The 13878-nt window shown below is 50.1% G+C and carries 10 protein-coding genes; 8 read left to right on the forward strand and 2 right to left on the reverse strand.

What is annotated here, in order from left to right; all coding sequences use genetic code 11:
- Positions 1-14: 14 nt before the first annotated feature.
- Positions 15-1736: a single-stranded-DNA-specific exonuclease RecJ gene (gene recJ / locus AB2U10_RS10545; RefSeq protein ID WP_367914052.1), complete on the reverse strand. Its 1722-nt coding sequence runs from the start codon at positions 1734-1736 to the stop codon at positions 15-17.
- A 42-nt stretch (positions 1737-1778) separates the two neighbouring features.
- Complete coding sequence (gene fabD, locus AB2U10_RS10550; protein WP_367914053.1) at positions 1779-2663, reverse strand: ACP S-malonyltransferase; 885 nt, start codon at positions 2661-2663, stop codon at positions 1779-1781.
- A gap of 102 nt (positions 2664-2765) precedes the next feature.
- Between fabD and AB2U10_RS10555 the strand changes: the two genes are divergently transcribed.
- The 8 genes from AB2U10_RS10555 to AB2U10_RS10590 all read left to right on the forward strand — a co-directional run bounded on the left by AB2U10_RS10555 (position 2766) and on the right by AB2U10_RS10590 (position 13838).
- Positions 2766-3329 (forward strand): Crp/Fnr family transcriptional regulator, encoded by a 564-nt coding sequence (locus tag AB2U10_RS10555; RefSeq protein ID WP_367914054.1) that lies wholly within the window; start codon positions 2766-2768, stop codon positions 3327-3329.
- A 109-nt stretch (positions 3330-3438) separates the two neighbouring features.
- Positions 3439-4827 carry a TolC family protein gene (locus tag AB2U10_RS10560; protein WP_367914055.1) on the forward strand — a complete coding sequence of 463 codons (1389 nt, stop codon included), beginning with the start codon at positions 3439-3441 and terminating at the stop codon, positions 4825-4827.
- A 36-nt stretch (positions 4828-4863) separates the two neighbouring features.
- The gene (locus AB2U10_RS10565; protein WP_367914056.1) at positions 4864-5832 is read left to right on the forward strand and encodes an HlyD family secretion protein; all 969 of its coding nucleotides are present in this window, start codon (positions 4864-4866) and stop codon (positions 5830-5832) included.
- A 38-nt stretch (positions 5833-5870) separates the two neighbouring features.
- A complete protein-coding gene (locus tag AB2U10_RS10570) occupies positions 5871-7025 on the forward strand; it encodes an ABC transporter permease (protein ID WP_367914057.1) in 1155 nt (384 codons plus the stop codon).
- Between the two features lie 97 nt (positions 7026-7122).
- On the forward strand, positions 7123-7674 hold the full coding sequence (locus AB2U10_RS10575; RefSeq protein ID WP_367914058.1) for an RNA polymerase sigma-70 factor: 552 nt from the start codon (positions 7123-7125) through the stop codon (positions 7672-7674).
- 4 nt (positions 7675-7678) lie between these two features.
- Complete coding sequence (locus AB2U10_RS10580; RefSeq protein ID WP_367914059.1) at positions 7679-8629, forward strand: FecR family protein; 951 nt, start codon at positions 7679-7681, stop codon at positions 8627-8629.
- A 198-nt stretch (positions 8630-8827) separates the two neighbouring features.
- A complete protein-coding gene (locus tag AB2U10_RS10585; protein WP_367914060.1) occupies positions 8828-12160 on the forward strand; it encodes a SusC/RagA family TonB-linked outer membrane protein in 3333 nt (1110 codons plus the stop codon).
- A 13-nt stretch (positions 12161-12173) separates the two neighbouring features.
- A complete protein-coding gene (locus tag AB2U10_RS10590) occupies positions 12174-13838 on the forward strand; it encodes a RagB/SusD family nutrient uptake outer membrane protein (RefSeq protein WP_367914061.1) in 1665 nt (554 codons plus the stop codon).
- Positions 13839-13878 lie beyond the last annotated feature (40 nt).

Raw genomic sequence — 13878 nt, forward strand, 5'->3', positions numbered from 1 at the left:
TTACAAAGGTATTATTAAAACTTGATATCCCGGATAAACAACTGCAAAGTGGTTTTGTCCCGAAAAGTATTCTCTTCAAGGGAGTAAGCCATAGAAAACGGCTTTCCTGATCGTACCTGCTCATAGAAGGGTTCGGCCAGGCCAAAGCCTATAGCCGGGAAAACCACGGCTGACCCATCCTGCTGAACATCCATTTTCAGGTGCTTTTCTTTCAATACCTTCGGTTCGGAAACCGTTCTCAGGTTATGCGAAACAAAAACGGGCTGCATATTCTGCGGGCCGAACGGGGCCATCTGCTTCATGATCCGCTGGAATTTTGGGGTAAGCTCAGCCAGGGAAATCTCCAGGTCGGCGTGAATCACCGGTACGCGCTGCTCTTCGGTAAGGCTGGCCCTGACGGCCTCGTCAAACGCCTTGCGGAAATCATTGATCCTGTCCAGCTCAATGGTCATACCGGCAGCATGCATGTGTCCGCCGAACTGCACCAGGTACCCGGAGCAGGCTTCTATAGCGCTGTAGAGGTCAAAGCCCGTAACCGAACGGGCCGAACCGGCCGCCAGGCCCTCTCCTGATTTGGTAAAGATGACCGTTGGCCGGTAAAACTGTTCGATACACCTGGACGCCACGATGCCGATTACTCCTTTATGCCAGCTCTCGCTGTAAAGCACCGTACTCCTGGCCTCATTCAGCAGCCAGCTGTCCTGGCGGATAAGCGCCATAGCCTCATCCGTAATGCGGGAATCCAGGCCTTTCCGTTCGGTATTATGCGCCTGGATCTCGTAAGCGAGCGCCATGGCCTCCTCCCTGTCTTCTGAAAGCAGCAATTCAACGGCTGCCCGTGCATGACGGATACGGCCGGCTGCATTAATGCGGGGCCCGATGGTGAATACCACCGACTCTACCGACATCTCTCCCTGCACCCCGGCAACCGACATCAGGGCTTTAAGGCTTACCCTCGGGCCCGTATTCAGCTTCTGCAGCCCGTAAAAAGCCAGTATGCGGTTCTCGCCGGTGATCGGCACAATATCAGATGCAATGCTCACCATTACGAGGTCAAGGTATTCTTCCAGCACCCGGAAGCTGATCGTATGCTGCAGGCAGTAGGCCGAAAGCAGCTTGAATCCCACGCCGTTACCGGTCAGCTCCTTGTAGGGATAAGCGCAGTCTTTCCGCTTGGGGTCAAGTACGGCCACTGCAGCGGGAAGCTCATCGCCGGGCTCATGGTGGTCACAAATAATGAAGTCGACCCCCCGGGCCGCAGCGTAAGCCACCTTGTCGGCCGCTTTAATGCCGCAATCCAGGCTGATGATAAGAGTAACCCCCTCGGAAAGGGCGTAATCGATCCCTTTTTGTGAAACACCGTAGCCTTCTGTGTAGCGATCGGGATTATAATACAGTACCGCCGGATGGAATTTCCGGATAAAATCATAGACCATAGCCACCGCAGTGGTGCCGTCTACATCATAATCTCCGTAAACCAGTATCTTTTCACCTGTTTCAACGGCCTGTGTAAGGCGGTCTACGGCCCGGTCCATATCTTTCATCAGGAAAGGGTCATGGAGGTCGGAAAGCTGCGGCCTGAAAAAATGCCGCGCCTCCTCAAAACTACTGATTCCCCTTTGCCAGAGCATCACGGCCAGCGGCCGGGGAATACCCAGGTCGGTTTCCAGCCTACTGACCACCTCCTGCCCGCCGCCGGTAGACGGTGTATTTTTAAACACCCACTTTTTTTCCATAATAATTATGTGGTTTGGTATACCGAGATTTTGGGTTCCCGACTACGCTCCTGATGTCTCTACCTCCGGAGCTATTTTTTTCACCAGTCCCTGCAATACCTTTCCGGGTCCGCACTCCACAAACTCTGTGGCTCCGTCAGCCACCATATTCTGTATGGTGCGGGTCCAGCGAACCGGTGCAGTAAGCTGGGCGATGAGGTTTTCCCGGATCACCTCCACGTCTGTTGAAGGCAGGGCATTGACGTTCTGGTAAACAGGGCAGGCCGGTGACTTAAACGTTGTTTCCCGGATGGCGCGGGCCAGCTCTTCACGGGCGGGCTCCATTAGCGGCGAGTGAAACGCTCCACCCACCTGCAGCACCAGCGCACGTTTGGCTCCTGCTTCCTTCATTTTCTCTACCGCAATATTAATTCCTTCTATAGTACCGGAAATCACCAGCTGTCCGGGACAATTGTAGTTGGCCGCCACCACGGTTTCGCCCGTTTCTGATGTAATGGCTGCTGCTATCTCTTCCACTTTTTCATCCGGCAGGTTCAGTACCGCCGCCATGGTGGAAGGGGTAAGCTCACAGGCTTTCTGCATGGCTTCCGCCCGTTTGGCCACCAGCCGCAACGCATCTTCAAAGGCAAGCGCCCCGGAAGCCACCAGGGCTGAAAACTCACCCAGCGAATGACCGGCTACCATGTCAGGCCGGAAACCTTCTACGGTAGCTGCCAGGATCACCGAGTGCAGAAAAACCGCCGGCTGGGTAACATTGGTCTGCTTAAGCTCCTCCTCCGACCCTTCAAACATGATTCTCGTAATATCAAATCCTATGATCTCATTTGCCTTGTCAAAAAGTGTTCTCGCAAGAGAAGAACTTTCATACAACTCTTTGCCCATCCCGCTGAATTGTGCTCCCTGCCCGGGGAAAACGTATGCCTTCATATTTTTTGGTTTTTTTGCAAAATTAAAAGATTTTTCCAAAGTCTGCCATAGTAGGGCCTGATGGGCCCGATTAATCGGCAGATGTGATTATCTTTGTTACCCATGAAGCTGGAAGAAGCCATTTCTGCTCTGATTTCTCCTGACGAGGCCCTTTTTGAGGCGCTTCGCCGGGAATTTCATACCCAATCTCTCCCCCGCAACGAGCTTGTTTTTTCATTAGGAAACGTGGCCCGGCATATTTTCTATATTGAAAAAGGACTGGCCCGGATGTTTTATTACAACGAATCGGGGAAAGACATTACCTATGAATTTTTCCCGGAAAATAATTTTATGGCCCCCAGTGAGAGCTTCCTGGAGCAAAAGCCCTCGCAGTATAGTATCGAGCTGCTGGAGGATTCGGAATTGCGGTTTATTTCGCAAGACGGGCTGAACCGCCTCCTGGAGGAGTTCCCGGTGGTGGAAAAGATCAAAAGCCATATCCTGGCTCATTTTCTTTACCAGGCCAACCGGCGTATTGTTGCGCTGCAGTTTCAGAATGCCCAGCAGCGGTACGAAACCCTTGAACAAACCAAAGGAAACATTCTTCAGCGCGCACCCCTGGGCCACATCGCCTCCTACCTCGGTATCACACAGGAAACCCTCAGCCGGATCCGCGGCCGGAAATAACACGGCTTTGTGCCGCATTTTTTATCCGGATATACGATTTTGATCTATGTCAAAAATCGGGAATCCCCGTGTTCGGAACTTTGCATCGTAATCTTAAACGAAAACGATCATGCAAAAGCAATTATTTCTTTTTCTCTGTATACTGACCGGTTTCCCGCTGTATGCGCAGGAAGCCGCCCCCACATTGAAAGAACTGCTGGAACAGGCATTGAACAAAAGCCATAAAACGGAAATCGCTGACCGGAACATCGAGCTGGCCGGCCTGGATATGCAAAAGCTTCGCGAGGCCTACCTGCCTGTAGCAGAGGTAAGCGGCCAATACGGCTTTATGGCACAAAACGGCAGCATTAAAACCGATGCCACTACCCTTTACCTGCCTGACGGTGCCCACCAGCTGCCCGCATTAGACAACGGCTTCACCGGAACGGCCAACCTGGCCCGGGCCGGGCTTGACATCCATTCCCTGGTTTATTCAGGCGGTAAAGTTCCCGCTATGAAAAAAGCCCTGAACGAAAAGATAAGTGCCCAAAAGGTGATGGTGGAAAAAGACCGCCAGCAGATCACGGAAGACGTGCTCAAAGCCTATGACCAGCTGGCGCTCCTTGACCAGGTGAAGGTACTTCTTGACGACAGCCAGAAGCGCCTGGACGTTCATAAAAAAACTGCCGGTAAGGCCCTCGAATACGGGCTTATCACCCGGTATGAATACCAGAAGCTGGAAGTGGCCCAGGGCCGGCTGAACCATCAGCGGGTATCTTACGAAGGGCAGCGCGATCTGCTGATCCGCCAGCTGGCCATGTATACCGGGATAGCGCCCGAAAGACTGGCTCTTCTCCAAAGCTCTTTAACCGCCATACCCGCTTCAGGCACCGGCCTTACCCCGGCCAACCGGCCCGAGCTGCTGGCCCTGGATCACGTTATACAGGCACGTCAGCACCAGGTAGCGGCGGCACAGTCCTGGTGGAAGCCCAAAGTGATGGCTTCTGCATCAGCAGGCTACCTCAATCTCTTTGATGCCCGTTTGAAAGGAAAAACCGAGCTCCCCCATAACCTGGGATACAATACGCTGACTACCCAATCTTTTCAGCTGGCACCGGATATCCGGGTAGGCATAGGCTTTCGTTGGGATATTTTTGACGGCTTTAAAGGGAAAAGAGACGTTCAGAAAGCCCGGCTGGAAGTACGGATCGCCGAGCTGGAAAGAGAAGAGACCCGAGAAATGCTGGATCTCAACCTCTCAAAAGCCCAAACCGATCTCAACACCGCCAACGGGGAGATCCAATCGAGGAAAATACAGCTTTCAGTGGCAGAAGAAGCCCTGGCCCAGGCTACAAAAGAATTTAAAACAGGGCTGATCCGGTCTTCTGACCTGATCGATGCCGAAAACGATTTTTTAGCGGCTTCGCTTGACTACCAGCAAGCCCTTTTTAACCAGCGAAGAATGGCTTTTGCACTGCTGAAAGCCACCGGCTCGCTGCAACCCGAAAATATTCAGTAATCACCCGCTTTGAAAAGCGATAAACGATAGACAACAATGAAAAATCTGTTAAAAATAACTTCTTCTGTTTTACTGCTGGCCGGCTTAACCGGTTGTGCCGAAAAACCGGCTCCCCGGTTAGAGGGAAAAGTCAAACGCGATGTCATCGCTTTTGCTCCCAAGGTGACCGGGCGGGTCCTCAAGGTTATGGTGGAAGAAGGAGACCTGGTAAAAACCGGTGACACCCTGGCTATCCTGGATGTACCCGAAGCAAATGCTAAGCTTTCACAAGTGAAAGGCCTGCTGAAATCGGCAGAGGCCCAGCGCACACTTGCGCAGAACGGGGCAACCTCTAATCAGCTGAAGCAGCTGAGAGCCAAGAAAACCGGCCTCGAAGAGCAATTCAGCTTTGCTGAAAAATCGTATCAGCGCGCCCGTGCCATGGCTGCCGACAGCATGATCTCTGCACAGTCATACGACGAGATCCGCGCGAAATACTTGGGTGCCAAAGCCCAGCTTGATGCCGTAAATGCCGAATTAAATGAGGCGGAGAACGGGGTTCGCTACGAGACCCGCCAGGCAGCGCAGGGCCAGGCCGACCAGGCCAGGGGTGCTTTACAGGAAGTTCAGATCGCCCTGTCGGAAAGATACATCATTGCTACCAGCGACATGATGATTGAAACCATCAGCCTGCATGAAGGAGAACTTGCCCCCGCCGGTTATCCCCTCTTTAACGGGTACATTCCGGAACGGGTTTATTTCCGCTTTACCCTGCCCGAGCACGCAGTAGCCGCCTTTAAAAAGGGAGATCGTGTTCAGGTAAGCATGCCTTACCTGAACCAGACAGCCACGGGAAAAATAACTACGGTGAAGCAACTCACCCGGTATGCCAACATTACCGCTGCGTATCCTGATTACCAGATCGAAGAAGCCGTTTACGAAGTAAAAATTGTACCGGATAACCTGAAAAATTCTTCAGCATGGCTCACGAACGCCACGGTCATATGGATTGAAAACGAGAAATAAAAACGAGCAACCCCAAATTAAAAACGAATTTTACACGTATGAAAAGCCTGATCAAAAGAGAGTTTAAACTATTCTTCAAAGACTCCACCCTCGTGTCTGTATTTCTGCTGGCACCCGTTATTTATGCCCTGCTCATCGGCATGGTTTATAAGAGCGGAAAAGTAGAAGATCTGCCTGTAATCATTATCGACCAGGACAATACCCCGCTGAGCAACCAGCTAACCGATATGCTCAGCGAGAATGAAAAGCTGAAGATTGTTTCTGTACAGTATAGCAATACCCTTACGCAGGAAGAGCTTATCCGGGAGAAAGCCGTGCTGGCTGTGGTTATACCCGACCGCTTCGAGGCGGATATCCTTCAGAAAAGATACCCCGAGATCAATACCTACATCAATACCACCAACCTGGTAACTGCCAACCTGGCTTCCGGGGCGGCACAAATGACCATCGGGTCGTTCAGTGCCGGTGTGGAGATCGCTGCCTTAAAGAAAAAAGAGGGCTCGCCTTCTCCGCAATACGAGCCCTTCAAAGCCAATTATATCCGCCTGTTCAATCCCGGGGCCAACTATTTTACCTACATGTGGCCCGGTATGATTATGGTGGTATTCCAGCAGGTGCTTTTGCTGGGCCTGGCGGTCAGCTTCTCGCGTGAATTCGAGCAGAAGACCTTCCGTACAGAGCTGCTGAGCCGTACGCATTCTGCCGTAAAAATGATCCTGGTAAAAGTAATTCCTTTCTGGGTTTTATCAGTAGGGATTGCCGCACTGTTCTACTTCTTTCACCAGGCATTTAATGCCCCTATGCCGTATACCCTGTGGCCGTTTGCCGTAAATACCGCTATTTTTGTAGTGGCCGTAAGCATGCTGGGGGTATGCCTGAGCATTCTTTTCAAAGACTCACTCAGGGCAACACAGATTCTTATGCTGATGGCGGCCCCGGCATTTATTATCGGGGGATACAGCTGGCCGCTGCAAGCTATGCCTGCAGGTGTGCAGCTACTGGCCAGCGCTATCCCGCTTACTCCTTTTCTGGAAGCCCATAAAATGATGCTGTTTCAGAAAGCCGCTTTTGCAGATATCCTGCCCCATATCTATGCTATGCTGCTGCAGATACTGGTGTACGGCACCCTGTCTTTCCTCCTGGTAAAATACCATATCCGGAAAAGCATGAAGAGCGCTGTGGTGCCTGAATAAAAAATTTTTATAATTTTTTAGGGTTTTTTCTTTATTATTCTACTATACTGGTAAACGCCCGGTTACGGGCATAAACCCGGGCTGGTTTTTAAACTTAATGAAAGAATATTCTGACATACAGTTAGTGGATATGCTGCATGAGGGGAATTCCCGCGCATTTGAAGAAATATACAAAAGGTATTGGTTCAAGCTGTATGGTATTGCATTTCATCACCTCGGTGTAAAAGAGGAATGCGAAGAGCTGGTGCAGAATGTTTTCCTGAGCATCTGGAACCGGCGGGAGAGTGTACGGATAAAACGGCTGGATGTTTATCTCACAGTATCCATAAAAAACCAGATCTACGATTTCATCAAATCTCAGATCAGCTACCGGAAGTACCAGGAATATATTATTCTGCAGGAGGTGGTACAATCGTCGGTACCCTTCCAGACCCTCCATTACAGCGAGCTTTCCGAGGCCGTTGAGGCCGCGCTGGCCCGGCTTCCTGAAAAAAGCGCCGAGGTGTTCAGACGAAGCCGGTTTCACAACCAGTCGGTCAGACAGATCGCAGAAGACCTACATCTTACAGACAAAACAGTTGAATATCACATTACCAAGTCTTTAAAATTCCTGAAGGAAAGCTTGTGGATGTACAATTCAAAAAATTAATACCATGACTCAGAAAGAATTTAACGATACGATAAAGAAATATCTGGACGGCCACTGCACAGAGGAGGAAGAGCGCCGGATTGAGGAATGGTATGCCGCACAGAAGCTGGAATCTTTACACATGCCCACCGAAGAAATGGTCTCCCTGGAGAAGCGAATGTGGGGAAACATTGCACAAAAATTACCTTTGAAAAGGAGGTTCCTGATCTGGCAAAGAATAGGCATAGCCGGGGCTGCGGCCTGTATTCTTGTAGTGATAGGGCTGCTTTTTAAAACACGGCCCGGGCCCGGCTCAGAAATGGAGAGTGCAGTTTCTGAAAAACGGCACCTGACCCTGCCTGACGGAAGCGAGGTTACACTGGCCCGGAATGCACAGATTCACTTTGACAAAAATTTTAACAAAAACCACAGAAACGTAACCCTGGAAGGCTCCGCGTTCTTCCACGTAACGCCTGATAAAAGCAAGCCGTTTATTATCTCTTCGGGAGACCTGGTTACGGAAGTGCTCGGAACAAGCTTTGAAATATCTCAGAATTCTGACCTGGATGTCATAGAGGTACGGGTGGTGACCGGTGAGGTCACGGTCTATAATCCCAATATGAAAAAGCAAACCAGGATGGTCTTATTCCCCAATCAAAAGGTAGTATATAATAAGCTTTTTAAGAACCTGAACAGAACCCTTGTCGAATCTCCCCAGCCTCTGCCTGACAAGGTGTTTCCTGAATCCAAATTTGTGTTTGTCAACACTCCGCTGAAGGAAGTGGCCAGGACATTCACGGAGGTGTACGGAATAGAATTTCAGATTGACGATAAGAACATTGAGGAGTGTATTGTGAATGCCGATCTTGAAAACCTGCCTATGTTTACCCGGCTGGAGCTCATCTGCAAGTCAGTAGAGGCCTCCTACATTATAAACGGTACCACGGTTTTTTTGAGCGGTGAAGGATGTAATTGATCAAATTTTAAAACAGATTATATGGTATAAAAAAGGAAACATTCAGTAATAGTCAAAAAGGGGATGATGTCTCATCCCCCCTTAAACCAGGCCTTCTATCTAAACGCCAATTTAAACCGGAAGGCCATGCTTTATCACTAAAACATATGCTAATTTATGAAAAAAAGTATACCGAGCCTCCAAATCATTGTGAAGCTTATGAAAATTAGTTTCTATCAATTTCTTATAGCCATCTTCTGCGGCAGCCTGGCTTTGGCACACGATGTGGAAGCCCAAAAGAGCCTGGCGCGCATCGTAAATATTCCGGCCGCACAGGTTAGCCTTCACGAGCTGTTAACGGGAATAGAAAAACAAACCGATATAAAGTTTGTCTACAGTTCCCGGATTAACATCACCCAGCCTGTGGCAACCCACTTAAAAAACACTTCAGTATATACCCTCCTAACCGAAGTGCTTAAACCGCTGGGAATTGACTACGAAGTATTTGACAACCGGATACTGTTGAAAAAGATGAAGGCAAGAGAAATAACGGAATACGAAGCATTACTCCAGGTGCCCGCCCGGCAGGCCGAACGAACGATAAGCGGTTCGGTTCGGGACGAGCAGGGCGAACCCTTAATCGGGGTGAGCGTTTCTCTCAAAAATACCGGCAGGGGCACAATGACCAACGCCGAAGGAAAATATACCCTTGACGTTCCCGACGAACAGGGCGTGCTGGTCTTTTCCTATCTCGGGTTTAAGAAAAAAGAAATTCCGGTACCGGTCAGCAATGTGGCGGATGTGGTGCTGGAAGAAGATAACAGGGCGCTTGATGAGATCATTGTGGTGGGGTACGGTACAGAGAAAAGAAGCGATGTAACCGGGGCCCTGTCTAAGGTAGATCTTGATAAAGCCATTGCCGTACCCACTTCTAATGTGGCGGAAATGCTTCGCGGCCAGGCAGCAGGTGTCCAGGTGACCTTAGGATCAGCCCGGCCCGGAGGCAGCTCCAATATTTTAATCCGGGGACAAAAATCTATCAGCGGAGGCAATGACCCGCTCGTGGTATTGGACGGTTTCCCGATTGATAACATCAATGACATTAATCCCGATGATATCGCCTCTATCGAGATCCTGAAAGATGCCTCGGCTCAGGCCATTTACGGTGCGCGTGCAGCTAACGGGGTTATCCTGGTCACTACCAAAAGAGGCAAGGAAGGCAAAATCCAGGTGGGGGTTCATACCTATTACACCTCTCAGCGCCTGACCAAAAACTTTGACATGTTTACGCCCGAAGAGTTTGCCCAGTACCGGCGGGAAGCCGTAAGAGCCAATAATCCGGGCGGCAAAGACTACAGTTCTGACGAAATTAACTTCGGGGGATCTGCCGCAGCACCGGAATACATCAATTACAAAGCCGGGAATTTTGCCGATTGGGAAAAAATAATGATGCGGACCGCTATTACCAACAGCAATACCATAAACATAAGCGGGGGAAATGAGGTCACCAAAATATTTTCGAGCTTAAACTACTTTACGCAGACCGGGCTTCTGCCGAATTCCGACTACAAAAGAGGCGCCTTCCGGTTAAATCTGAACCGGAAAATAAACAGCAAGATCGATATAGACATGAACCTGAACCTGGCTACCGACGGCCAGCAGAGAGAAAGTTCATCGCTTGACTTTATCACCATTTCTCCATTTATGGGTCCTTATGACCTGGACGGCAACCTCGTATTCAGGCTGGCCGGGGCTAACGCCAGCAGCAGCACGATAAACCCTTTATGGAACATTAGGGAAGCGAATAACGAATCCAAGTCGTCGTATTATAACCTGAATCTTGCCGGGAATTACGCCATTACCAAAACCCTCAGCTACCGGCTGAACACGCTGTACAACAGGAAGTTTATGGATGACGGCACCTACCGGACAAGACTGCATTCGGAAGGAATAGCCACCAATGGCACGGCCACGTTGACCAACAGCTCCTGGGAAGAGTTCCTGGTTGAAAATATCCTGAATTTCAGTCCGGTAATAAATAACACCCACAAGCTGGACTTCACATTTGTGCAATCCGTTAACCAAAGAGACTACTCTTCTGACTACATTACCGGCACCCAGTTCAGCAACGATGTCCTGGGCTATGACGGCATCACCAATGCCCTCAATTTCAAGGTGGTCAGGAGTGAAACACGCAGAAGGCTGGTAGGTTTCCTGGGAAGGGCCCGTTACAATCTTTCAGACAAATACCTGTTTACTTTCACGGCCCGGAGAGACGGTTCTTCGGTTTTTGCTCAAAATAACAAGTGGGGCTTCTTCCCCGCCGGAGCCTTTGCATGGAAAATACAGAATGAGCGCTTTATGGAAAACCTGCACGATGTTTCGGAGCTGAAATTCAGGCTGAGCTACGGATCTGTAGGAAACCAGGCCCTTGCCCCTTATCAGACACTTGGACTTGTAAATAACAATTCCTACGTTTTCGGCGGCATACTCCAGGGCGGAAACCTGCCCGGCGGACAGCTGCCCAACCCGGATCTTACCTGGGAAACCAGTACTACCTTTAATGCCGGTCTGGATTTCGGGTTCCTGAAAAACAGGATCATGGGTACGGTGGAATATTACGACATGCACACCACGAACCTCCTCACCGATGTGCCTCTGGGCGGGATGTCAGGCTTTTCTTCCATGATCACGAACGGCGGGGAAATTCAGAACAGGGGTATTGAAGCGCTGCTTACAGGCCATATCCTGAGAGACGGGCCTTTGAAATGGTCGGTGACCGGTTCATTTACCCGCAATAAAAACAAGCTCCTGAAATCGGGCATTACCGATGAATTCGGCAATCCTAAAGACGATATTTCACGGAACCGGTTCATCGGACACGGCGTAAATGTGCTGTACACCAAATTATTTGACGGTATCTTCCAGACCGACGAGGAAGCCCTCGCTTCAGGACAGGGTTCCAAAGGCGGTACCATCGCCAATCCTTTCCAGAGCGACGCCACACTGCATGCCGGCGCTATCCGGGTAAAAGACGTGAACGGAGACGGGGTGATCGATATCAACGATAACGTGATCATCAATACCGCCCCCGACTGGTTTGGCTCATTTTCAACCACTGCATCGTTCAAGGGCTTTGAGCTGATGGCCGATATTTATACCGTTCAGGGCGTTACCAAATATAATCCCTACCTGGGCCAGTTTAATGAAGGGGGTTACAACACGGCGGTAAGAAACGGGATAAAGAGAGACTACTGGACCCCTGAAAACCCGTCGAATACTTATCCGAGACCGAATTATTCTACCAAGGCTGCGAACGTCGAAATCCTGGGGGTGGCAGATGCTTCTTACGTACGGCTGCGAACACTTTCCCTGGCTTACAATATTCCCCCCTACCTGGTGAGAAAGGCAAATTTAAATCATGTCAAAGTATACGTGACAGGGACCAATTTATGGACAATTACAGACTACAAATCGTATAGTCCTGAAAATAACCCCAATGACTTCCCCGATGCCAAAGGGTTTACCATGGGTCTTAATTTGAGCTTCTAAACACGAAAAAGTAATGATCAAAATATTTCAAAAAATACTATTGCCGGCTTTGCTCATCATCGGGCTCAGCGGGTGCGAAAACTTTCTTACCGAAAAATCGGCCAGTTCGTTTACGGCAGACTTCGTCTACAACACCCCCGAAGGACTTGAATCGGGTGTGGTGGGTTTGTACAACATTCAGCGGTCGTTCTGGGAAAATATGGCTAACAACGGCTCTAATCCCATTGTGATTGACTCCAAAGACGACCTTACCATACCCCGGGGAGGAGAAATCTCCAACTACGGCAGGATGATACAGGGTACCACCCCGGAAAACAGCTACGTTTACTCCGACTACTGGCGGCTGTATTACCGGATCATGGACAGGGCCAATGCCCTGATCGCATCGGCCGAAAAAATACAGGGGATGAGCGATGAACGGAAGAATAAAGTGCTTGGTGAAGCAAAATTTTTCCGGGCAAATTCGGTATTTATTCTCTACAAGCTGTTTAACAACATCTATGTGACCACCGAACCCACCACTCCTGAAACCGTTCAGAAAGTGGTTACTTCCAAATCCGGAGAAGCAGAAATTTTTGACCTGGTGAAAAGTGACCTCGCTTTTGCCATCGGGAATCTCCCCCTGAAGACTACCGAACCGGGAAGAATCACACAGAATATGGCCCGGCATTTAAAGGCAGAGGTGGCTTTGTGGCAGAAAGACTGGAAGGAAGCCAAAGCCCAGGCGGAAGCCGTGATCAGCTCCGGTGCGAACAGCCTGTTATCTTCTACCGGACTGGTTTTCAAGGGCGACCTTAACCACTCAGAAACCCTGTGGGCGCTGCAGTTTAAGGTATTGGTAAACGGCGGGCCCAATAAGGTTAACTTTAACCTCATGCCCAACTATGCCGAGCTGATGCCGGGCTCTAAATATACGGTAGAGCAGGGAGGCAGGGGCTTTGGCTGGCTTACCCTCAATAATTACCTGCGGGACCTGCTCAATGAAGATCCTAACGATACCCGGGTAAAAGGATCTTACTATATCCAGGATTATGTGTACAATGATCCCGCCACCCTGCCTGAAGGCAAGGTTATCGGTGAAAAAATAGTGCACAGCACCTGGCAGGAATTTGCGCCGCTGGCTGCAGACCGGAACGCCTTCTTTATCCGCCTTAACGCGGGATGTAAAAAGTATTTTCCGGATGATGGAAATCCTACCGTGGATACTCAGACCAAAAACATTATGATCGCCCGGCTTGCCGAAACGTATCTCTACGCCGCCGAAGCAAACCTCATGCTGGGGAACATCGGAACTGTGAACGACAGCCCGCAGTCAGGAACTGCCCTCGGACAGCTGAACGCCGTCAGAAAAAGAGCCGGTACCGCCCCCTTGAGCACACTCCGGCTGGAAGACATCCTGGATGAGCAGGCCAGGGAGCTGGCCTTTGAAGGCAGAAGATGGTATATGCTGAAACGTACCGGAAAGCTGTATGAATATATTGTGGATCACGCAGGTTACGGTAAACGCGGAGACCTTTCAGCGGAGAACTCGGCCGGACATGCGAATACCGCCAAAGATCCGTTCCCGTACCGGTCTGACGCCCGTACAAGAATGAGGCCGCACATGGTGAACTGGGCTATTCCTCTTTCTGAAATGAACCTGCTGGGCGAGTCCTATCCCCAGAACCAGGGCTATTAAGAAAACAGCACTCCATCCTGAGCACAGATATCCCGGAAAT

This window comes from Leadbetterella sp. DM7, assembly GCF_040829825.2.
Lineage (GTDB): Bacteria > Bacteroidota > Bacteroidia > Cytophagales > Spirosomataceae > Leadbetterella.